Source organism: Alteromonas oceanisediminis, assembly GCF_018474025.1.
GTDB lineage: Bacteria > Pseudomonadota > Gammaproteobacteria > Enterobacterales > Alteromonadaceae > Alteromonas_E > Alteromonas_E oceanisediminis.
The window spans coordinates 287,050-308,985 of the sequence record NZ_JAHCTA010000001.1; the positions used below are offsets into that span (position 1 = coordinate 287,050).

At 43.4% G+C, this 21,936-nt stretch carries 21 protein-coding genes; 12 read left to right on the forward strand and 9 right to left on the reverse strand.

Annotated features, from left to right (window positions below; genetic code table 11):
* The first annotated feature begins 362 nt into the window (after positions 1 to 362).
* The 12 genes from KIU71_RS01340 to KIU71_RS01395 all read left to right on the forward strand — a co-directional run bounded on the left by KIU71_RS01340 (position 363) and on the right by KIU71_RS01395 (position 11,037).
* Positions 363 to 2,060, forward strand: coding sequence for a GspE/PulE family protein (locus tag KIU71_RS01340; protein ID WP_214129338.1), 1,698 nt, complete (start codon positions 363 to 365; stop codon positions 2,058 to 2,060).
* Complete coding sequence (locus KIU71_RS01345; protein ID WP_214129339.1) at positions 2,057 to 3,262, forward strand: type II secretion system F family protein; 1,206 nt, start codon at positions 2,057 to 2,059, stop codon at positions 3,260 to 3,262. The genes KIU71_RS01340 and KIU71_RS01345 overlap by 4 nt, the downstream gene beginning before the upstream one ends.
* A gap of 43 nt (positions 3,263 to 3,305) precedes the next feature.
* Positions 3,306 to 3,731 carry a type II secretion system major pseudopilin GspG gene (gspG, locus tag KIU71_RS01350; protein WP_214129340.1) on the forward strand — a complete coding sequence of 142 codons (426 nt, stop codon included), beginning with the start codon at positions 3,306 to 3,308 and terminating at the stop codon, positions 3,729 to 3,731.
* 9 nt (positions 3,732 to 3,740) lie between these two features.
* Positions 3,741 to 4,163, forward strand: coding sequence for a prepilin-type N-terminal cleavage/methylation domain-containing protein (locus KIU71_RS01355; protein WP_214129341.1), 423 nt, complete (start codon positions 3,741 to 3,743; stop codon positions 4,161 to 4,163).
* On the forward strand, positions 4,156 to 4,590 hold the full coding sequence (locus KIU71_RS01360) for a type II secretion system protein (protein ID WP_214129342.1): 435 nt from the start codon (positions 4,156 to 4,158) through the stop codon (positions 4,588 to 4,590). Before KIU71_RS01355 ends, KIU71_RS01360 begins: the two co-directional genes overlap by 8 nt.
* Positions 4,577 to 5,218 carry a PulJ/GspJ family protein gene (locus KIU71_RS01365; protein ID WP_214129343.1) on the forward strand — a complete coding sequence of 214 codons (642 nt, stop codon included), beginning with the start codon at positions 4,577 to 4,579 and terminating at the stop codon, positions 5,216 to 5,218. Before KIU71_RS01360 ends, KIU71_RS01365 begins: the two co-directional genes overlap by 14 nt.
* Positions 5,215 to 6,297 (forward strand): type II secretion system protein GspK, encoded by a 1,083-nt coding sequence (locus KIU71_RS01370; RefSeq protein WP_214129344.1) that lies wholly within the window; start codon positions 5,215 to 5,217, stop codon positions 6,295 to 6,297. Before KIU71_RS01365 ends, KIU71_RS01370 begins: the two co-directional genes overlap by 4 nt.
* A complete protein-coding gene (locus KIU71_RS01375; RefSeq protein WP_214129346.1) occupies positions 6,257 to 7,345 on the forward strand; it encodes a hypothetical protein in 1,089 nt (362 codons plus the stop codon). Before KIU71_RS01370 ends, KIU71_RS01375 begins: the two co-directional genes overlap by 41 nt.
* 4 nt (positions 7,346 to 7,349) lie before the next feature.
* Entirely contained in the window at positions 7,350 to 7,934 is a 585-nt protein-coding gene (locus KIU71_RS01380) for a hypothetical protein (protein WP_214129347.1), read from the forward strand.
* 89 nt (positions 7,935 to 8,023) lie between these two features.
* Positions 8,024 to 8,407: a hypothetical protein gene (locus tag KIU71_RS01385; protein ID WP_214129348.1), complete on the forward strand. Its 384-nt coding sequence runs from the start codon at positions 8,024 to 8,026 to the stop codon at positions 8,405 to 8,407.
* A 326-nt stretch (positions 8,408 to 8,733) separates the two neighbouring features.
* Positions 8,734 to 10,521 carry a secretin N-terminal domain-containing protein gene (locus KIU71_RS01390; RefSeq protein WP_214129349.1) on the forward strand — a complete coding sequence of 596 codons (1,788 nt, stop codon included), beginning with the start codon at positions 8,734 to 8,736 and terminating at the stop codon, positions 10,519 to 10,521.
* 57 nt (positions 10,522 to 10,578) lie between these two features.
* Positions 10,579 to 11,037: a ribonuclease E inhibitor RraB gene (locus KIU71_RS01395; protein WP_214129350.1), complete on the forward strand. Its 459-nt coding sequence runs from the start codon at positions 10,579 to 10,581 to the stop codon at positions 11,035 to 11,037.
* A gap of 78 nt (positions 11,038 to 11,115) precedes the next feature.
* Here the strand turns inward: KIU71_RS01395 and KIU71_RS17985 are convergent, their stop codons facing one another.
* The 9 genes from KIU71_RS17985 to KIU71_RS01440 all read right to left on the reverse strand — a co-directional run bounded on the left by KIU71_RS17985 (position 11,116) and on the right by KIU71_RS01440 (position 21,747).
* Entirely contained in the window at positions 11,116 to 12,873 is a 1,758-nt protein-coding gene (locus tag KIU71_RS17985; protein WP_214129351.1) for a sulfotransferase family protein, read from the reverse strand.
* Positions 12,874 to 12,920: 47 nt separating this feature from the next.
* Positions 12,921 to 13,553 carry a sulfotransferase family 2 domain-containing protein gene (locus tag KIU71_RS01405; RefSeq protein ID WP_214129352.1) on the reverse strand — a complete coding sequence of 211 codons (633 nt, stop codon included), beginning with the start codon at positions 13,551 to 13,553 and terminating at the stop codon, positions 12,921 to 12,923.
* Between the two features lie 137 nt (positions 13,554 to 13,690).
* On the reverse strand, positions 13,691 to 14,560 hold the full coding sequence (locus KIU71_RS01410; RefSeq protein WP_214129354.1) for a glycosyltransferase family 2 protein: 870 nt from the start codon (positions 14,558 to 14,560) through the stop codon (positions 13,691 to 13,693).
* 8 nt (positions 14,561 to 14,568) lie between these two features.
* Entirely contained in the window at positions 14,569 to 15,450 is an 882-nt protein-coding gene (locus KIU71_RS01415) for a glycosyltransferase (protein WP_315853220.1), read from the reverse strand.
* Positions 15,451 to 15,606: 156 nt separating this feature from the next.
* On the reverse strand, positions 15,607 to 17,250 hold the full coding sequence (locus KIU71_RS01420; RefSeq protein WP_214129355.1) for a glycosyltransferase family 2 protein: 1,644 nt from the start codon (positions 17,248 to 17,250) through the stop codon (positions 15,607 to 15,609).
* Between the two features lie 122 nt (positions 17,251 to 17,372).
* A complete protein-coding gene (locus tag KIU71_RS01425) occupies positions 17,373 to 18,446 on the reverse strand; it encodes a lipopolysaccharide biosynthesis protein (protein ID WP_250207177.1) in 1,074 nt (357 codons plus the stop codon).
* Positions 18,447 to 18,541: 95 nt separating this feature from the next.
* The gene (locus KIU71_RS01430; RefSeq protein WP_214129357.1) at positions 18,542 to 19,192 is read right to left on the reverse strand and encodes an ABC transporter ATP-binding protein; all 651 of its coding nucleotides are present in this window, start codon (positions 19,190 to 19,192) and stop codon (positions 18,542 to 18,544) included.
* A complete protein-coding gene (locus tag KIU71_RS01435) occupies positions 19,189 to 19,980 on the reverse strand; it encodes an ABC transporter permease (RefSeq protein WP_214129358.1) in 792 nt (263 codons plus the stop codon). Before KIU71_RS01435 ends, KIU71_RS01430 begins: the two co-directional genes overlap by 4 nt.
* Positions 19,981 to 19,995: 15 nt before the next feature.
* The gene (locus KIU71_RS01440; protein ID WP_214129359.1) at positions 19,996 to 21,747 is read right to left on the reverse strand and encodes a polysaccharide biosynthesis/export family protein; all 1,752 of its coding nucleotides are present in this window, start codon (positions 21,745 to 21,747) and stop codon (positions 19,996 to 19,998) included.
* Positions 21,748 to 21,936 lie beyond the last annotated feature (189 nt).

Sequence of the window (21,936 nt, forward strand, 5' to 3'; positions counted from 1 at the left end):
CGCCAAGGTTGATAGTATATTATCCGAGTGATTAAAGAGCAGTTTATCCCCGCCTAAAAACTAAATTCAATGTGCTGTGTCGCTAATGTCGCAATGTATACATTGCTGTTAACCACTTAAGTATCGATAATAATAAGCGATTGTCGTTTTAGATACGCTTATATTATTGCGTGCTAACCTGTCAATTGTGATGTGATGGTTTGCCACCTCAATCCTTAACTAAGCTGCCGACCCTAAACAAGCATTATAAAATGAGTATATGGTCTCATGGTGTTTGCATTGAGTTCATATTTCAATTGCTTTACCATTCTCGGCTGGTTGCTATACAACTGCTGTTTTCGATGTCTAATTGAGTGTAATAAATGACGAGACAAATTGGTGCGTTATTGCGGGAGAAAGGCGCTCTTTCAGCGAAGGATTTAGAGAAGGCGCTGAACATCCAAACAGAGATTGGCGGAAAGCTTGGCGCCATCTTAATCAGAATTGGTGCTACTTCTGAAGAGTTCGTGGTGAGAACGTTAGCTGAACAGTTAGATTTGCTGTTAGCGGGGAGCGGACGCAAACTGCCTGACCCATCCGATATCGTTGAGTGCTGCAGAGAACACAATATTGATATCGAATGGCTCGTTGATCAACACGCGCTAGTTTGGTTCGAGTCAGGTACCGAGCATAACCTTATTTGCGCGTCTCGCGATCCTCTTTCAGAGCCACTGATCTCGGCGTTAGAAATGCTTTGTCCGCAAGCTGAAATTTCGCCTTGCTTTATTCTTTCACAAGATTTTGATTCCCTAAATCGCAGTATCAATAAAATTAAAGATATGTATTCCGACACCGCTGCTGGCAGCGAATCTTACCTTAAGGAGCTAGCGGAGGAAGCGCCGACGATAGAATTAGTCAATAGCCTGTTCGCTCAAGCTGTTGATGCGAACGCCTCTGACATTCATTTCGAGCCGGAAGAAGGTAGTTTTCGAGTTAGGTTCAGAGGTGATGGCGTATTAACCACTAAGTTGACCTTAGGTAAAGAGAAGTTTGATGCGCTGGTGTCGAGAATAAAGTTAATTTCAGGGATGGACATCGCCGAAAGGCGGCTCCCACAGGATGGCAGTATTTCGACACGTGCCGGTGGCGTGGAGATCGATATTCGTGTTTCAGCGCTACCGGGGGTACACGGTGAATCGATGGTGTTGCGACTCTTGCCTAAAGACAAAGAGCGTCTGAGCATGGAAAAGCTTGGCATGCTACCCGACCAAATGGCTCTGATGGCACGTCTCGTTCGCCAGCCACACGGTATTATCTTAGTCACGGGCCCAACTGGGTCAGGCAAATCTACTACACTATACACCGCATTGGACGAATCTAACGACCACGACAAGAAAATTATCACGGTCGAAAATCCGGTTGAATTTAAGTTAGAGGGCATCACTCAAACACAGACTAACGAAGATATCGGCCTTACATTCGCAGTGTGCCTTCGCACTATTTTACGGCAAGACCCAGATGTCATCATGATTGGTGAAATCCGCGATTTAGAAACCGCTGAAATTGCGATGCAAGCCGCTATAACAGGTCACTTAGTTTTATCTACCTTGCACACAAATGATTCGTTGAGTGCGTTCACTCGCCTAGTCGATATGGGGGTGGAACCATTTATGGCGGCAACCCCCGTTATTGCCACTCAAGCACAACGCCTGCTGCGCAAACTGTGTACCCATTGCCGCCAGCCAGCTTCAGCATCGCCACGCGATGCTGATGTGATTACTGAGCTCGCCGAATCGCTAGGATTTAGCCAACAAGCCAATTGGCACGTTGCCGTGGGATGTAAAGATTGCCAAGGCACCGGTTATAAGGGGCGAGTTGGTATTTACGAGTTGATTGAAATCAAAGACCAAATGCGCTCACTCATTTTAGAGCAAAAACCAGTCAATGAAATGTATAAGTTGGCTAAAAAACAAGGTCATCGAGATTTGTATGAAGACGGAATGCTTAAAGCATTTATGGGCAGCACGAGCGTCGAAGAAGTCTTCCGCGTTTGCCGCACCAGCGAGGCTAACATCGAATGAGCCAGTTTGCTTATGAAGGTATTGACAAGTCTGGCGAGAAGACCGGCGGAGTTATCATGGCAGATAACTTCCGCGCCGCCGCTCGGCAGCTAGAGTCCAGGAACCTGAAAATTATCTCTTTGGATGTAGTAACACCCAAAGCTTCTAAAGCTGTCTCCACTCGCAAGACAAAGATATCTAAAGATGACGTGATCCTTATATTCTATGAAATTGCAACCATGCTTCGTGCAGGTGTGAGTTTGAAGGAGGCAGTGGAAGCTCAATGTGAATCGGGTCATACAGATGCTGTTCTCAACGTTTTTAAAAGTTTGCTTTCACAGTTGAAAAGCGGCGCAGCGTTCTCAGCTGCAGTGCGTAATACTGAACTTAAAATCCCAGATTATATGTTTCACCTTATAGAATCGGGTGAAATGACGGGGCAGTTAGCGGCAGCCATCGAGCAGGGTGTAGAGCAAATGGAGTACGATGTAAAAATACAATCGGAAACGAAAAGTGCTCTTATCTACCCTACCATCCTGGTGCTCTCTGGTGTAGTTGCTGTGGGCATCATGTTTCTGTTCGTCGTTCCCAAGTTTTCTTCTTTACTAAGCAGCGCCGACGATATGCCAACCCTAGCATGGCTAGTCATTTCGTCCGGGGTGTGGGTTAACAATAATAAGTTGGGGGTATTAATCGGTTTTGTTGTAATTGTCATCGCAATCAGTTTGGTAGTAACACAAGAGCGTTTTAAAATTCCATTATTGAATTTCCTCAGTCGATCTCCGGTTATTGGTGGTTGGCTGAATGAAAGTGACATCGCCGTGTGGTCGAAAATGCTTGGGATTTTACTTGAAAGCAAAGTGCCTATGTTAGAAGCGTTGTCTCTGGCAGCAAAATCGAGCAGAATTCCGTGGCGCAAAGCGCGGTTAGCTCAGGTTAAGTCTGGGGTTAAATCCGGAATGGCGCTTTCTGCGGCACTGAAGCGCGAGGACGTGGTGTCTCCTACTACTGTTAATCTCGTCAAAGTCGGCGAAAAATCGGGAGATTTATCAACCACATTAGCCTCTGTGTCGCGACTCTACGACCAAGCCAGTAAGAAGCGCATGCAAACGCTTTTGTCTTTGATTGAGCCAATTGCAATTTTAGTGATTGGCGTAGTAATCGGAGTGATTATTATGGGTATTATCCTTGCTATTACTAGCGCTAACGACATAGCGATATAGTCGTAAATAGTTAACTTTGCTAATTAAACTAAGGGGGGGTGTAATGAAAAGAGCCAGTACCGGTTTCACATTGTTAGAAATGATTGTTGTCTTAGTCATCATTGGCTTGCTAATGGGTTTGGTGGGACCTCGGGTGTTTAAGCAGGCTGATAAAGCCAAAGTGCAAACCGCTGAGGCCCAAGTCACCATGCTCAAGGGGGCGCTACAAACCATGCGTTTAGATATTAATCGATTTCCCACTAATGAAGAGGGACTTGCCTTATTGCTAAATAATAGTACGCCAGAAAACCCCAACTGGGACGGGCCATACTTGGAGGACGAGTTACCGCTAGACCCATGGGATAGACCTTATCAATACTCTACCCAAAAAACTCAAAATCGTCCCTTTGAATTGTATTCTTTTGGCGCTGATGGGAAACGCGGTGGTGAAGATTATGACGCAGACATTGGCTACATCGCAGTCCGATAAGGAGGATTGATGACGGCCCAAACATTGACCAAATCTGTCGCTAACCGTGGTTACACACTCCTCGAATTGCTGATTGTTTTATTGTTGATGGGCCTATTGATGGGTCTGACCACGCCAAGGCTAATCCAAATGTACGAATCGGTCAGTTTTTCGATAGAAAGAGACGATGTCTTATATCAACTCGGAAGCTTACCATTTATGGTCTATCAGCGCGGGCAAGCCTTCAAGTTACTAGATATCGAAAAAGCCGACTCAACGGACGTTATAACATTGCCAGATGGATGGCGATTGGAGAGCGACGAAACTTCTAATATTATTTACAATGCTTTCGGCTATTGTTCCGGAGGAGGAGCGTTGTTTGTCAAAAATGAACGGCAACTACGAGTGCAGCTTGAGCCTCCAATGTGCCGCCCACGCATTTTGTATGATTGACATGCGCCCAAGCCGAATATCTTGCTACAGCGGCTTTTCCTTACTTGAAGCGATTGTCGCCCTGCTTCTTGTCACGATGCTTAGTATGGCATCTTTTTCGTGGATCAGTAACCTGTTACTTTCAGTAGGCAAGCTAGAAGAAAACGCATATACCAACCAAATAAAAAGAAATGTTAGCGAGTTCATTTCCGACGTAAACGTTATGACACAACCCGACGGGAATCGATCACTGGGCGGTATTGACATTAGCTGGACAGCAAATTTGATTGAACCTATTCAGGAAGGCATCAATCTTCGCGGCGACAAAACACCTTTCGAAGTTGGGTTATATCGCGTTTCAGTAAATGTCGAAGATATGTCCGGCGAGCGTGTTAGGTTTGAGTTTATTCAAGTAGGTTATAGGGCGTTATCTGATGACGTATTCTAACCAAATTGGCGTACGTCGAAACAAAAAAAACGATGGATTCACGCTTCTGGAAATGATGGTTGTATTGGTTCTGGTAAGCTTGATCACAGTATTGCTCATGCAAGGGTTTAGTTTTGTTGTTAGCCTGCAAGAACGGATCCGTCAGCAGTTAGTCTTAATTCAGAATATCGAATTAAGGGAGCAGTGGTTCAGGTTGGTCGTTCGGTCATACCACCGGGGCAGAGACGCAGACAATGATTCATTCACTGGCGAATCCGATGTCTTTTCAGGGTTAGCATTACAGCCCTTAAATGGTCAAATAGGAATGCCGACTAACATTACGTGGCGCATTAATAATGAGCAAAAACGTTCGATCTTAACTTACCAAGAGGCACAATATGAGCCCGTTGAGGTCATGTCATGGACAAGTGAAAAACCTGAATTTCGCTACATAGATGCGGATGGAGAAGTAAGCAAATCGTGGCCACCTGACGAGCTAAACGTGTCCGCATCTGATGTTTTTCAAAATAGGTCAGCAAGTGCCTTGCCCAAAGGAGTCGTGATAATCGATACTAACGAAGAATATGCTTTATTCTGGTATGTTTCTATCAGCAGCAATACTCCTCCCGAAGTAGATTTTGCGCTATGAAGCACAGACAATTCCATCAGCGTGGTTTTATTTTAGTCGCTTCTATATGGGTAATGGCAGCGCTGGTACTCATGGTAGGCGCTTTTGCGATGTGGGTGGAAAGTAGTTTAGATAAAGCTATTCTGCAAAATCACCGCGCGACTATGCAAATGCACGCGACATCGACAAAATCAGTGCTGCTTTACTTGGCTGCCACTCAGAGCGGCACCCCTGCCGGCATAAAGACTCCCGCAGGTACCGTTGGGCCAAGCGAGTTCACGGATGTCACATTGGACGACTTCTTTGTAGGAGCCGATGTCGACGATATGGGATCAAAGCTAGTCTCCATTGAAGGAACGGAAATCAGCGTTGATGGTATGGCTTACATCGGAATCGGAGGGTCACTTTTTTCAGTCGTTGACGTGTCCGGATTAGTTCCATTGAATTCTAGATCACCGATACATACAGAGATGTTACTCGATTACCTTGGCATCGATCATGCGAAGGTTCAAGCCCTAGCAAGTGCCGTGCAAGACTACATTGATAAAGACGACGTGCTTAGGCCCAATGGAGCAGAAGCTTTTCAATATCAACAAAGAGGACTGCCCCCTCCCCCCAATTCACCGCTTTTATCGCGATACGAGCTTCGCAACGTACTGGGGTGGAATAGCATCGAAAATCTGTGGGACAACCCGCAAATACAGTCTGCTCTTGTGGCGGCTTCTACCGCTCGGTATAACGTTAATGCAATGCCACCGATTGTCGCTGAAATTGCACTGGGTTTGTCCGGTGCTGATGCTGAATTGTTAGTTAGCGAAGGGCGACAACAAAAGTATAGAACTTTTAAAGATCTGGTAGATCGAACCGGGCTGAATCTGTACCCGAAATTTAACGACATTACTGTCAACCCATCTAACCACTTGCGCTTTTCTTTTTGGTATCCCGAGGCGAGACTTAAGCGAGAGATTGATGTATACTTTCCAGTCGTTATAAGAGCTGGCGATTCACCATGGATAGTCAGTAGAGACCTTATCGTGCCTGTTACGGAATCTGATGCCCTTGTTGAACCCCGCCAACCTCAAACACGCCTTCTCCGCTAGCCAGTATGTGCAAGCAACGCAGGATATTTTGCTGCCTGAAAAATTGACCACCCGTGCGCAATGGATTATCGGCAGAAGTCAGTGTCTCTACCGCACATTTGAACGTTCCGAACTACCAAATAAAAATGGTGAGAGCGCGCTGCATCTAAAAATCAAGCGTTGGGCGCCATTCGCTACTGTGGGTTTTCACGCCGTTTGGACTGAACATTGCGTGAGTGTATGGGCGTGGGACCAAGATAAGGCTAACAAAAACATTGAAGAAGTGGGTGTACAACCAATTTCAGTACTACCTGAATCGGTTTACTACGCTAAGTTTAGTGAGACAAGAGCCAGATGGCTTGCGTCGGTTGACTCTGGCAATATTTTTCAATTATGGGTAGCTGGTATTTTAGTTGTCGAAAAATGGTTTCTAAAGCGTCCTTCTGCAGCGCGGTTTGACCTTTTCCTGCGTTCGCTAGCGTTACCTTCCAGCCTTAAAATGGAATGGTCACGTCTTCAGCAGATTTGCCAGACACCTAATGAGGCAGAGCAGCTTGACCTTTTGCCAACACCGTGGGGAGCAAAAAACAAGACATGGTCAATCGTTCAAAAGTTGCCTTGGGAACACAATTTACTCCTGATAATCGGCTTTGGCATACTAACGGCGTATATATGGATATTTTCAGCATCCATCGCAGCTACCCGTTCGCTTGATATTGTCGAAAAAAGAACTGCTAAGTTGACCGAAGGCGTTGAAAGCGTGCTTGACGCCCGCAGCACGGCCGAGTTATTGAATAATCAAACAAATTCTTTGTTGTTACTCATTGATTATCCATCGCAAACTGCAATGATGGTTGATGTTTCAGCTGTATTGATGCCATTTAACCTGACGTTGAACGGCTGGGATTTCAAAGGCGCAACCCTAGAGGTTATTACACAAGGAAACGTAAATACGTTAGATGTCGTGAGAGATTTTGAAACGCTAAAGTGGATTGAAAGTGCGTCGGTTTCATCTTTGAGAGAACCGTCACAAAATCGTTTTGTACTCACATTAACTTCTCCTGAGTAATTTGATGAAAAAGTTGAAGCCGCAAATACGTCGACAATCGCAAGAAGTCGTTAAACAAATTAAATCCAATAAACGCTTGAGAGTCAGCTTATGGGTTATTTTATTTATTGTCGTTTGCTATCCTATACTTGTCATTAGTGACTATAACCAAAGCATGAGAGACAAAGTGGCGCAAGAGCTTGAGAAAGAAGCTCGAATTTTACGCACCGCTAGCGAAAAACAATGGTTTCAGCGCGCCGAAGAGCTTGATAAGCTTAGCGATCGGGTTGATAGTGCCCTCTGGAAAGCACCATCAAAGGGAATAGCTAAAGCAACACTATTTCAAGCATTAACTTCTTGGGCCGAAAATAATGCGCTCGACAATGTTCAAATCAGACTAGAAGAACCTTTTCTTGTAGAGGCCCAACCTAATATATATCGTGTGTCAGGGCAAATAGATGTCGCGTTCGATGCGATAAACAATATTGCTTTTGTATACGATATTGAAACAAACGAAGAAAAAGTTGTCATAGAACGAATGAATATCAGCCAGCGTGGTAGAGCCTCACAGAGATTGGTGATTGCAGCATATTTTAAGGTCGAGAGCTGACAACATTTATGTTAATTAAAACGCTCATACGTTCTAAGTGGGTTCTTCTCATAATAGGCGCTTCCGTGCTGGTCGCTTTGGTTGCCACTATGGCACAAAGACCCTCTTTAGAACCCATCAGCTGGGAAAAGCGAGATCTGGGGTGGCGAACCGCAGACTATCAGTACCAAACAGCCACAGAAGCACAAATCGCGGCACTTGACGTTGCTCAGTTGTGGGGAGTTAGTGATACTCCTAAGGGCGAAGCGACGAGTGATGACGAATGGGCGCTGAGAGGTATCATTGAAGAGGGCGAATCTCGTATCGCGATTATAGACGTAGATGCCGAAGCAACGAATATAAGTAGGGAGCGGTTTGTCCGTTTTCGCGAAGGAGCGCGACTACCGAGCGGCTCTACACTGATCCGCATAGCTAAGAATCATGTTGAATATGAAACCAATGGGGTTAAACACATCAAGCGTCTTTACGAATAGCGCATAAAAGCCATTTACCAACAGTACAACGTCAATCAAAGGCAATACCAATTAAATTACAGTGTGAGAAGATGAATATTCAGTTGATACAGAAATTAGTTTTGTTAATTATCGCCGGCTCCATAGCGGGATGCTCTACGACACGAGAATACGACTTTTCAGCTAGGTCATTAGATACCCCAGCCAAAACAAACGTAGAAACGCAATCGAATGAGACCATCTCTTCAGAGAATAGAAGAAATGATCAGGACCGTCGGATTAAACGGAATCTTCCGCAACCTCCCCGCGGCAAAAACACAACGTCAGCATTAACCTTCAGTGATCCTATGAATTTAGACGGAGCATCTATCGCTGTCAATATTGCGGGTTTGCCATTGCCTCAATTTATCAATGAAGTCCTCAGTAATCAGTTAGGACTGAGCTATTATTTAGATCCACGACTGGAAGGAAAAAAAGATTTAGTTACACTCAATATAGAAACACCAGTACCACCGAAAGATCTCTATCGCACCGTACAAAATGTTTTGCAGGCCTACGGAGTAGCGCTTCGAAATGATGATGGACTCATCAAGGTTGAATTTTCTCCGTCGGGAGCGAGTACCGAACCGCCAATTTTGATTAGTGGTGAGGCACTACCGAGTGTTCCCACCACTCATCGCCCGGTTTTTTACTTGATGGACCTTAACGTTGTGCAGTCTCAGCGAGCTGTTGGTTGGTTGGCGCAAGCTTTCGAAGGCCAAGATGCGAAATTCAGTTCTGATCCAGAACGTAATGCAGTGTGGTTGAGAGGATCACTAGAAGTTGTTAAGCAAGCGGCCGAGGTAGTGAAGCTGGTTGACCAGCCTCTTATGCGAGGTCGCCATAGCATGCGTATCGAACCCAGATATCTTGGCGCCGATACACTATCGAAGCGACTCACTGAGATTCTTCAGGCACAAGGCTATTTTGCAAACCAAGGCAAACCTGGCGCGGTTAGTTTGTTCACCATTGAAGAAACCAATAGTATTATTGTGTTTGCTAATGACAAAGCAGTGCTTGGTTACGTCGAAGATTGGGTAGTCGATTTAGATGTACCGTTGAAGCAAACTAAAGGCGATAGCGTATTTTACTATGAAGTAAAAAATACTGCCGCACAGGACGTAGCAGATGCCATCAATAACTTAATAGGTAGACGGCAGTCTGAATCCAGTAGTTCACGTACGGGCTCTAGTTCGAATTCCAATTCTAATTCTAATGCAGATAGTGGACAACAACGCGGAGAGCTTGTTGTTGACCTTGGCAGAAACGCCTTGTTGTTTTACGGTTCAAATACCGACTGGGTTACCGTTTTACCTGCTATTGAAAAGCTAGACCGAAAGCCGCTACAAGTATTGATTGAAGTCATTGTTGCAGAAGTCACGTTAACAGATAGCTTTCGATTCGGTGTTGATTGGGCAATTAACAACTTAGGCTCAAATTTGTTCAATGGCGCAACGCCAGAATCGATTGCGATTTCTGATGGGGCGCTAAGCTTTTTTCCTATCAGCTCCTCTGGCTATACAAGAGCTGTGTTGGAAATGTTGGCCACTGACAGTAAAGTTAATGTGCTTCAAACGCCAAGAATATTAGTTAGAAGCGGCCAAGAAGCCACAATCACGGTAGGTAACGAAGTACCCATTTTGTCCTCTACCCGTGCGAGCGAAGAGGGCGGTGCAATCACGCAAGAGGTGCAATACCGAAGCACTGGTAATAGCCTATCTGTGAAGCCTGTCGTGTATGCCGGTGGCGAAGTCGACTTATCACTGAGTCAGGAGCTGAGTTCCTCCGTTGCTGATCCAAACAGTTCGATAAGTTCACCTACTATTTTCACTCGGCGTGTAACGACTTCGCTAAGTATTCACGATGGTGGTTCGGTACTGGTTGGCGGGATGATTCAGACCAAGGAAGATATCAATGATTCGAAAGTCCCCTTTATTGGCGATTTACCACTTATTGGCAAACTCTTTTCTTCAACGTCAACCCAAACTGAGCGTACCGAGTTGATGATTCTTATCGCTCCGTACGTCATAAGTAATGCAGATGACGCCAATGCTGTTACTGAAGCTTTTAAAAAAGAATTGACGTTGCATCAATAAACCGGAAAATTTTAGGTTCTCAACCCTTATAACACTGTTACAACGGAGACATTCGTCATGCGTATTTTAGTTCTTTTATTTTTGGCTGTATCAATAGCAACCTATGCGGAAGAACAGCCGTCGGTTGAACCACTGAACACTGACTATACCGATCAATCAGTGAAGCTAAATGGTGCTATCAGTAAGGAAGAATTAGTTAAGCAATTTGAAAAAATTCAAGCAAGCGGATTGGATACGTCACAGCCTTATAAATGGGAGTTTCGTTTTACCAGTAATGTGATGTCTTCATTAGAAGATTTTGCGCAAACGGCTCATCTCCTTGACTTCTGGCCGGTGGCATTGGAAAGCGATACTAAAGGTGAAACTTATTGGCTTTATATACAAAAAACACATCAATACGATCAGGACGAGTTTGTTTATGAGGTTGACCAATTATTTAAGATGGCAGAATACCGAAAGTTAAATACCTTCGACGGCTTCAGTATTGATTCACCCGATACAGCGAGCACTAATTAACAAGCGCGAAACTAAGCGTAATTTTAACCAAGGGCCACAATAGAGCATTCAATTGTGTTGTGTCCCTAAGTTAATCATTCAAACTTCATACCCCCAATCATTCATAAAGTCGCCACATAAGGTAGTTACAGCTGCCTCATCTTGACCATCTAATATCTTTTTAGAATGGCTGGAGCGCACCGTACTAAGTATACTCCAGGATAAACGCGGGATACCAATATGCTGTGTCACGCTTAGCATGGTCGATTTAGGACGCCCTACCAGGTCTTCATAGCGCACTACGAGCACCCGCTCTTTATCGCGCCGTATCATCTCAGCCAAGTAATTGAAGTATAAAACTCGCTTTACGGGTAAATATGGCTCGTGTCGAATAGCATGGAGTAATCTTATTTGCACCGGATCAAGCAACGGATCAGTTTCATCAGCAAAGGGAATGATATTGAAATCAACATTGTTAAGATGACTAAAGCTGGCTTTCCAAGATGCAATAACGTCCAGTGGATGCCGAACCATTACGATTATAGGCATCTCAGGCAGTGCATCACACAACACGCGCAAGCGTGATAAATAGGCCAACGGGTTTTTTGTCCCTAGTCGAAAGTCAGTACTTTGAAAGTGCGGTTGATAGTGGCGACGACCATCGTTAATGCGAGTGTCTTCAATCACATTTCCAGACGCGCTGACTTTGTTTTTAATACCATTGCCGATTACAATGTCGGTTCTTAAGGATCGGTATAGTCGATCAAGTGGTAAACATGTAGGGTCTTTCTCTAGTGCTGAAAACACTTCCGTTGGCTCATTGACGACCACAACATCTGGCGCCTTATGCAATAAGTTACACAACAGACTCGTGCCAGAACGTGGTAGACCTGTTATCAAAAAATCTCGGGGAGATGTTTTTTTATCAGCATGGAAGCCTGAGAACGGAAGTTGTATCCGAGATAAAAAGCTTTTTCTAACAGGTTTTTCTACCTCTGAACGTTTTATTACTGACTTCCAGAATTGATATTTTTGTATCAACGTGAGGAGAAACGGGTGCATTTCACATAAGTTAGCTACAAGTCTGCTCAAAACCGGTTCTTGAGAAATGATGTCAGGCGAATGGTAATGACACAACGTAGGCAAATAATTCTGATTGAGCCGTTTCAGATGGGCTGGAAAGTTAAACTCCTCGGTGAGTATTTCGAATGAATACCCAAGTGATGTCGCAGCTACTGGCAACGCAATCTGATCTAACCACGGACGTTTATACTGAATAATGTCACACTGGTCAATCTGTATAGCGGCGGCCAACCAAGCCCGTGCAAAGGATTTACCATTCCTAACCGCGATAAGCCCAGCGTTAAAGTAAGGGACCATGACTTCGTTTGAAACAGTCGACAACACCCTTAATGACGGTACATCTGCATTGATTAATCGATATGCTTGCTGCCACTGGTTATATCCACCAGTGTAGGTGTTAAGGTCGGCCGGCTTAGCTTTGAGATTCGACGTGAGCAAATCGAATTCGCTGAGTGGTCCTAAACATAGAATGTCACTGTCCATAAATACGGTAACAGGGGCTTGCGTCTCGACGCCAATCGCTGAAATCTTATTGCCTATCGGGTAGTCACGGCCAAATGGACAGTCAATAGTAACCTGTCTAACGGACAGGCTATTTAGCATTTCGCTAGTCTCGTCAGCTAAATGGCCCCAGGTCACAGGATCGGGCACCGCTGCAACCAAATCTATATTTTTGAGCCTTGAATATCGGCGAATCGAGGCTGCCAGCAAAAGCCCTTTTAGTTCCAACTCTCCAGCCTGACAGACAAAGACAATACACAACTGATTCGCCACTTTTTCACGTCCCCATATAGTGCTCTTCGCTGGCGATAGCTCGCCGATTAAAATGTATAGCCAAAGTAGTCTAAATCTTCCGCAAAACGTTGCTCCACAATAGCCCGCGATTTATCGCTATAGTAGCTGCGATAATCCAAATGGTTCGACTTATTCACATGCGGTAATCGACGATGAGAAATACCTAACAAACCACACAAACGACCAAAATCTTTATCTAGGTGCTCGAAGCGACCAATAAAGTCTGCGTCAATGATGCCATCTGACGTCTTAAAGTAGTCTGTTTGATTGAATAAAAAGGGCTTCCAACCAGAACGATCGGTCGCTCGACTACATGCAACAATAAACTCTTCAAAACACGAAGAATGAGTCAACACATACTGCCAGATGCGATTGTAATTTGGATTCTGAGTTATTTCACGCTCTGACAGCGCTTTCCCATGTGCTGAAATCATACTGTACCAAGATACAAGACGATCAAATGGATTACGCACAAAACCAACCTTAGTATACTTGCAGAATGACGCTCCCAGTGTACGCTGAGCATAAACCAATGGGTCGTGTGGACGCAAAAAATCTTGTAAATCTGCTATTTCATCCCTTAAATAACGACTTAAGCTAGTACCAGCCGTTTTTTGAATATGTATATAAAGTAACGAATGGCTGTGGCTGATGAGCATAGAAGATAACTTGAAGTCGTGAGGCAGTGTATTCTTAAAAGGATAATATCAAATCTGTTTACACTGTGCTGAGAATTCAAAAATTACTGAATACTGTCTTATACAGCTCCAATATCCCTAGGTGAAATTTAGGAGCATTATTTCCAATTATCCGAATAAGCACCGGTTGCGCCCAATAAGCCATCCCAGATACCACATAACATAAACTTAATCCGTTCTAATCGTCTTTCTTGTAACAGACTGTTTGCTAAAAATCGAATGGGTAAAACGCATACATTGCGTACCTTCCAGTAGTTAGGCACGTAGCCCCTGCGCAACAACAGAAGAATATTTCTAAACTGATAATACAACCTAACAGGTGAACCCACCTTATAAGTTACACCCGCGAACTTGCTTCGAGAATCCCCTAAGCGATGCACCATTTCGACCTTATCAGCTATTGCAACCAAAAAATTTCTATCTCGCGCGCGCCAGCACCATTCATGATCGACACCATCAATAAAAAGTGATTCATCTTTTAAACCAGTATAAGAAATCTTCGACAAATCTATCATCATACCAGACGAAATAATCTGTGTTACGCAGACTAGATCTTCATATCTGGATATTTCTCTTTGGATTCTAGGCCTGATGGTTTTCTCTGAGAATGAACAAATAATTCTGGGACCAACGGCGATGAGTGGGCGATTCTGTTGACGAGAGGCGACTAATAATGAAGATAGTCTGAAAGCAAACGTTTCGTTTATCTCACTATCTTGATCAAGCAACATTGCGAATTCACACCCCACTGTTATTAAATCTCTAAGGCCAATATTGTGCGCAGCAGCAACTCCTATATTGTTAGAAAAATGATGGTAGTGAATATTATCGAATTCCAGGTCAATTTTTGTCACCTCAGGTGAATTGTCGATAATCGACACGACATCAAACTGCTTGAACGCTGAGTGCAGTAAGCGTTCAGTTTGCCTCATGTCAGGTTTGTACAAAACGACAGCAGCACCAATCATAGTATTTCTTACCTATTAAGGAAATAACGGTCTACCTTGTAAGCTAGCTTAATTACTTTAGCTGGCATCGCGCGTAATAAAATCACAGAGAAAGCATACAAAACATTAAACAAAGTCAAATCATCCAAAGCACTCATTGCATAAAAGCGTGCCTTAAATTCGTGGACGGATTTACTCAATCCCCTTCGTTTATAAAAATCATTAACACGTCTAAATTGTAGTAACGCGTTGGGTAGGTTTGCAAACTTAAATCCTTTAGCGCATAACTCTATCCATAAAAAATAATCTTGAGTATTTCTTAGCTCAGAGCGATATCTGAAGCCCTGAGAGAAAACGGAGAACCTAACAGCCACAGTAGGATGATTCAAAGCACAGCGTCTCGGCAGAACCTCTAAAATTTGGTCATGATGTAAAGGTAACAATCGTTTCCCGACAATGTTGCCCTTTTCATTGATCTCGACAAGGGAGCTGCCCAATACAGAAACATCAGGGTTATCATTGAGAAATTCCACCTGCTGACGTAACCTATCACAATCAGAGATATCGTCAGCGTCCATCCTAAAAAAGAATCGCGTGGTCGGCGAGTACGCGATTACATAATCGATGACGTAGTTCATGCATCGACTAAGTCCGATATTCTGAGTACTTTTAAATAACATAAGATTTCTATTCTGTTCCTCCTTACGCTCAAGATAAGTGCGCATTTCTGGAGCAATATCGCCATCGATAACGATGGCATACAAGAAGTCGTTATAAGTTTGCGCGAGAATACTCTCTACCGCATGGGTCATCCAAGCTAAACGGTCACCAGAATAAACAGCCATCGCTACCACAGACTCAAACTGGAATGAAGACTCAGCAGAACTGCTGATTGTGAAAGAATTACTCAATGAAAAATGGTACCTCACACTGCCATCAAATAAGTTAACAGATTGATGATAGTCAAAAATTAATATTTAAAGTATAGCAAATGTGAAGTGTGAATATACTAAAGATTATTTGGCACAAACCTTGATATGAAGCTTATATGACAAAAAATCCTCTGATCACTCTTTAACTGCAAAGTTTTCCTGACGCAATGTTAAATTCGGGTTGTATGCGGGATCAGCTTCAATATAGTGTGCCCATCGTTGCTTGAGATGCTTCAATTCACTCTCAAAACGGATACGCTTTTCCTGCGTGTTCTCCGCCCCTCTCGAAATAGATTCATAGTGGTATAATTCAGCCTCTGCACAAAATAGATTGCGTAGACCTAGCTCAGCAATTTTGAGGCAAAGATCAACATCATTAAAGGCAATCGGAAACGCCTTCTCATCGAAGCCGTTAACTCGGTCAAAGTCATGTCTTTCGATGAGCAGGCATGCGGCAGTAACAGCACTGAAAGCATGGGTACAAATAAGTCGGTTAAGATATCCTTCGTGATAATCTGGAAAGTGTTTATGCGCATGCCCAGCCCCACCACCATAACCAAGGATAACACCCGCATGTTGAACACGGCGATTCGGATAATAGAGTTTTGCGCCCACGCAACCAATCGTAGGGCGACGCACATGGCTAACCATATGAGTTAGCCAATCCGGCGATATAACTTCAATATCGTTGTTAACAAAAGCCAGCACACTGCCATTGGCGTGTTTGACTGCAAAGTTGTTAATGGCGGAGTAGTTAAATACAAACGGATACTGAATGACGCGAACCTTAGAATGACACTGTTGCAGAAAGTTAAAATAACTGATGGATTCAAGGTCGTCTGACTTATTATCAATAAGTAATATTTCAAACTTCTGGTATGTCGTTTTCTTCAATATCGATTGAATACACGTTTCTACTAAGTCTTTGCCATTACGTGTAGGGATAATAATAGAAACAAAGGGAGCTGATTGTATCGGCCAATTGATTGTAGCCACCTTGCGACTGAGTGCGGAAGAAATACTAAAAGGCCACTGTCTCGCTGCAATTGAACGCGACAAATACTCTCCCCAGTTATTTTCGTAAATCGCTTTTCGATGGAATAGCGTTAAAGGAATATGATGTATAGAGACTTTGTGCTCATTAAAGTAAAGATGAGCTATCCACATTGCAAAGCTATAGGTATCGTTTTGATTTAATACTGCGTCGATCAGCGAATATTGTAAATTCTCACCGAATACGCAAAACCCTGAGTTGATATACCCTGAAGACAACTGCAAATCTGGGTCCCACTGCGGATAAAATCTTGGCGCTGTCCGCGCCCCCTGTTCATCGATACTATCGCTATCACAGCTAATTACACACGACTGCGTGCGTGGCTCAGATAGATAGCATGCAACCGCGTATTCATGTAACAGTTCGCCACTTCGAAGCACTATTAAAGGCAGCTCACCATGAATATCTTCGTGACACTCCACAAAACACACTTTACTGTAATGTTTCCAGCACTTTAGATTTTTTAAGTCATGTCCACACAGCACAAATATCTGCTTGATACGTTTCAGTGACTGTAGGTTTTGAAGCGACGTGAACAGTCCCTCAGGGTCACATACCTGCACCAAGCAGTTTGCCGATAAACTCTGCGCAAGCGCCTGCTCTTTAACCGCTAATTGTTGTAACTGACTTTTTATCAGTCGGACATAGCGGCTCTGTGATTTTCGTGCAGATAGAGTTCCGTAAAAAAGATGAGAAGTGTGCAAGGCTCTCGAATAAATGGCCATCAATCGATGTTGATTCCGCAAGCTTGCACGCCAGGTATCGGGAAGAACGTGCAGCAGCCTCCTAAAGCCCGACAAAAGAAATCGCAAAACAGCTCGCATCAATGTGGTCTCTGACATAGTATCTAACGTCGGAGCTCATAAACAGTAGCGACTAGAATTCTCGCAATGCCAAACAGCAACAAGTTTAGAACCAAGAACAAAGATATATTGTAAAACCTCTCAGGATGAGTTGCCTCTTCTGGAACGGTTGGCGATTCAACTGTTACTAAGTATTTGAGTTGCCGATAAGCTTCAATTCGAGATTTTTCAAGCGATACTTGTGACGACGCATAGGCTTTAAGGGCTAACTCCATATCAATTTTATACTCACTAAATTTGGCTAGTAATTGACTAACACTTAGGCTCTGCTCTGATTCAGGTAATAAGGGGTCGAGATTTGCTTGCTGAGAAAGTCTTGAGCGTTCATTCTCGAGTTGTTGCTCAAGACTATCCAGTTCACTACGCGTTTGTATTACCAGTGGCGCGTCGGCGCTCATGCTACTGAGTAGCAATCGCAACTGCGTTTGCTTAAGCGCTATCTCAGCCTCTAATGTATATGTTATTTTCTGAAATGCCATACCCTCTGCTTGAGGATCAAGTAAATTGTGTCGGCGCTGGAAATCAAGCAATTTAGTTTTAATCTCCCGTAGTCTATTGTCAACTACCTGATGTTCTCGCTCAACAAACCGTAACTGTTCTTTTGCTAGTGTGTGGCCTATTTCATTGATATACCACTCCGCACGTTCAACAATCGCTGTTGATAACTTAAAGGCATAATCTACCTCAAACGCCTGCACAGATACCTCGATTACTTGTGATTTCTCATCAACAATAACTTCGACATGTTGCTCATAGAAGTCTAGCAAATCTTCCCGACTAGCATCACTTTCCAAGCGACTAAAAAAATCGTATTCTTGACTTGAATAGTGCCCAGAAAAAGCCAGTGTCTTCTCAATATGTTGCAACATATCATTAGAGTAAATGAACGCTTTGACCAGTTCAGTATCGGTACCCGTAGACCCCACTCCAAAACCACTCAACAAGGCAAGAGAAGGATCAAGCGTCATTGCAGAGTCTTGCTCTTTGACGATGAGTTTAGCGTGACTGACATACCGATCTGACGCGAAAAAACACTGATAGATACTGAATACAAGCAACGGAATCGCAACGAAAAGGACCGATGGGCGCTTTAAATATCCGATAAGCTTTGATTTGTTATTAAAAATTTTTAAATTAAGTGTGTGTACCATCGTCAAAGCGCCTGATATCGTTTGATCCCTTGCTCAAGATCATTATGAAAAGTGAGTTGGCCTCGGTCTAACACTATTGCACTGTCACAAAAATGTCTAAGTTCATTCATCTGGTGACTAACCATAATAATATTTGCGCCTTTACGAATTTCCATTAGTGCTTCCTTTGCTCGGCTTCGAAATTTGGCGTCTCCTACCGAGGTTACTTCATCAATTAAATAGACATCAAAGTCGATCCCAATAGAGCAGGCAAACGCGAGCCGAGACCGCATTCCGCTTGAGTAAGATTTCACAGGCAGATCAAACTGAACACCAAGTTCAGAGAACGCCAGGATTCTCTCCTCATAAGCAAAAAGGTTTTCTACACCGTTAATTCTGGCAATGAAGCGTGCATTTTCTCTTCCTGTCATTTGGGGATGGATACCAGTGGCTAACGCAACTGGCCAAGATAGACTTACGTCGGTTCGAATATGTCCCGAGCTAGGATATTCGCTACCGGCAATCAACCTGAATAGTGTGGACTTGCCTGAACCATTAGCGCCAAGAATGGCAATATTATGACCTCTCGGTATTTCGAAACTTAATTCACGGAAAATGTATTGATTTCCCAACGCACTAGGGTAGTACTTTGTTACTTTTTTCAGGCTAATCATCGGCTTATAGCCTGTTTCCAATATACAAAATACACCGCTAGTGACAAAAATAAAACACCAAGCACGACTGCACAGAAATAGTAAAAACTAACACCTTCATTACCATAGCTTGGCATCAACGCATAACGCGTTAGCTCAATCGCATGAAGAACTGGATTCCAAGTAAGATAGGGCCAAAATTCTCGGGGAATATCCTGTAATGAGAAAAATGACGCTGAAATAAAAAACATCGGGCGCGAAACCATCTCGCGTATCTTACCAATTTCACTCACATACTGTTCAATAATCCCGAAAAATAACCCGAGAGAGCAGGCAAGCAGAATCATTAACGTAAAGTTTGCGATGAACGATAGTCCATCTGAAATTTGAATTTCCAAGCCAATAAAATACATAATAACCAGAATACTGGTAGCTGAAAATATTTTAACTAAAAATTCAAACAAAGCTGCAGCAATAACTGCACTGATAGGCTGAACCTGCCTAAACGCAAACAGCGCTTTATTCTTTTTAATAGACGATGCACACGAATTAAGCGTCCGCAAAAAACTTTGAATAAACAGAACACCAATCGCCATAAAAGTGAACGTTGGTAAAGAATGTGTGTAGGGACCATTAATAAATCCTCGAATGGACGACAACACAACAATGAATGCAACGGGATTTATTACCGCCCAACTTAAGCCGAACTTATCATTAAATCCAGTTCGAATTTCTCGAATAAATAATGCAAATATAACATCTTGCCATATCTGCCATTTAGTTCTTTTTTGCAAGATAACCGAGGTCAAAATGCGCTTTCTTTTTTAATCAATTGCGACATTGGCTGTGATAGCAATTTGATACAGTATCTGCGTAATATCTTTAACACTTTGCATCAACTTACTGTCCACTTTAGGAAGTACCAAAATCTGGTCACCCGGCTGTAGAACGTAGCGCTCTCTATCCGAAAACCAATAGCTACTTTCTTCTGCAGTCACGAATCGGCTTAAACCATTTGCTTGTACAACGATTATTTGTTCCGGATCCGCTCGCTCTGTATAACCCGCAGCCCAAGCGATATAGTCTCCAATACTGGCATTTTGATTAAACACCAATGCTTGTGGCATGAGTACCTCACCAGAAACCTGAATTAGATCAGTATGTTCGGGTATTATGATTTCATCACCTTGTTCTAAGCGAATATTTGCGACGTTATTATTGTCTGCGACAACTACTTTGCCTAATGGTTCGACTTTTCGTGCTCGCTCTATAAATTGCGCCACTAATTCGGCTTCTTGCGCTCGAATCACGGCTTCACCATCGCTTGATGCTGGTGCCGTAAAAATACTTCTCTCTAACCGTTGCAGAGACTGCTCGATAAGAAACTTTTGTTGCTCTACAACACTTTCTCGCTTGATGTAAACATTTTTATAATTCGCTGATTCGGGGTCAATCTGAATGTGACTGAGTAAGTCATTAAGCCGAGTGCCTTTCTGTAATGTATAAAATGACGGGCCTTCATAACTTCCTGACAACTGAACACTGATGACTTGGGGACGAATGTCATCATTGAATAGCACAACATCGCCATCTTCTACTTCAAAGTTAATAAATTCCTTATACGGAACATAAATCGATATAGGCCCAGATTCACGGTTTCCTGTAACGGCCACATGCGTGGTTTTCTTCAGAGGTCGCGAGTAACGAACAAGATCGCTTCCTGAGCGGTTATTTGGCGTTAATTCGAATCGAAATGGATAGCGCGCAGATCCTTCTACCGTGACCATTGGGCCCTGCTCAGCCACCAATATCACATCGTCATCTTTAAATGAGAAGCTTGGCAAATCTCCATGCTTGAGAAACTCATAAATGTCATAGGAAATGACTTTTTCACCGTTTCTTAAAACTGACACATGGCGGTAACTACCCCTTTTAGAATCAATACCTCCAGCATTGGTTAAAAAAAACAATACCGAGTCTGACGCTAAACCTGCGTACTGACCGGGACGTTCAACGGGTCCGGCAACAAACACACTTACGGGCGTTGCTGTTAATAAGTTCACATATACATTGACATTATTCGGGTATATTCGCTTAATATTGCTTGTTACAACATTATTGAGATTCACTGCGGGCACATTGCTCACCAAAATTGGACCCACTTCAGGAACAAATATATTGCCTTGGTTATCGACTGTTACCACTTGAGAACGAACGACTGCACCCCACATCTGTATGGCGATTTTATCTCCCGGCGCCACTCGATACTGACTATTAAGTCCGTCACTGCGTTCAGCAACATAACCACCTTTGAATAAATTTGCTCCAAAAGGTTTAGGGGCATCATGCTCGCTAGGCGAGGGAGTTACCGGGGGCTTAGACTGAGTGATATACCTACCACTACTTCTTCCATCAGACTGAATATACTGCGACAAATCGACTTGTTGAGATTGAGACGCAAGTTGAGCCTGTTGCAACTGCTGCTGAGTGAGGGTTTGAGCCACAATATTCGCGCTAAAAACAGGAAGACTGAAAATTAAACATACCCACAGTCGGCATTCTATTAAACTCTTCACTCGCTATCGCCTCTACCTATCGTCTGTATACCGGAAAGCACTGACGGAATTTGAATCCATTTTCCCGTGCGTTCTTTACAATACAATGTTTTTGTCAATCCGCTTGTGACATACCGGCAGTAACTTCCCGTTGCAGAATAATAAATTCGCGATACACCAAAGGACGTACTCGAACCATGTGGTGGCGTT

What these genes read in the sequence shown, in the direction of transcription:
- KIU71_RS01365 (WP_214129343.1), top strand. Translation starts at nt 4,577, where the DNA reads ATGACGTATTCTAACCAAATTGGCGTACGTCGAAACAAAAAAAACGAT.
- KIU71_RS01345 (WP_214129339.1), top strand. Translation starts at nt 2,057, where the DNA reads ATGAGCCAGTTTGCTTATGAAGGTATTGACAAGTCTGGCGAGAAGACC.
- KIU71_RS01360 (WP_214129342.1), top strand. Translation starts at nt 4,156, where the DNA reads ATGATTGACATGCGCCCAAGCCGAATATCTTGCTACAGCGGCTTTTCC.
- KIU71_RS01355 (WP_214129341.1), top strand. Translation starts at nt 3,741, where the DNA reads ATGACGGCCCAAACATTGACCAAATCTGTCGCTAACCGTGGTTACACA.
- KIU71_RS01340 (WP_214129338.1), top strand. Translation starts at nt 363, where the DNA reads ATGACGAGACAAATTGGTGCGTTATTGCGGGAGAAAGGCGCTCTTTCA.
- KIU71_RS01420 (WP_214129355.1), bottom strand. Translation starts at nt 17,250, where the DNA reads ATGGCCATTTATTCGAGAGCCTTGCACACTTCTCATCTTTTTTACGGA.
- KIU71_RS01385 (WP_214129348.1), top strand. Translation starts at nt 8,024, where the DNA reads ATGGCACAAAGACCCTCTTTAGAACCCATCAGCTGGGAAAAGCGAGAT.
- gspG (WP_214129340.1), top strand. Translation starts at nt 3,306, where the DNA reads ATGAAAAGAGCCAGTACCGGTTTCACATTGTTAGAAATGATTGTTGTC.
- KIU71_RS01430 (WP_214129357.1), bottom strand. Translation starts at nt 19,192, where the DNA reads ATGATTAGCCTGAAAAAAGTAACAAAGTACTACCCTAGTGCGTTGGGA.
- KIU71_RS01395 (WP_214129350.1), top strand. Translation starts at nt 10,579, where the DNA reads ATGCGTATTTTAGTTCTTTTATTTTTGGCTGTATCAATAGCAACCTAT.
- KIU71_RS01405 (WP_214129352.1), bottom strand. Translation starts at nt 13,553, where the DNA reads ATGCTCATCAGCCACAGCCATTCGTTACTTTATATACATATTCAAAAA.
- KIU71_RS01410 (WP_214129354.1), bottom strand. Translation starts at nt 14,560, where the DNA reads ATGATTGGTGCTGCTGTCGTTTTGTACAAACCTGACATGAGGCAAACT.
- KIU71_RS01370 (WP_214129344.1), top strand. Translation starts at nt 5,215, where the DNA reads ATGAAGCACAGACAATTCCATCAGCGTGGTTTTATTTTAGTCGCTTCT.
- KIU71_RS01380 (WP_214129347.1), top strand. Translation starts at nt 7,350, where the DNA reads ATGAAAAAGTTGAAGCCGCAAATACGTCGACAATCGCAAGAAGTCGTT.
- KIU71_RS01390 (WP_214129349.1), top strand. Translation starts at nt 8,734, where the DNA reads ATGAATTTAGACGGAGCATCTATCGCTGTCAATATTGCGGGTTTGCCA.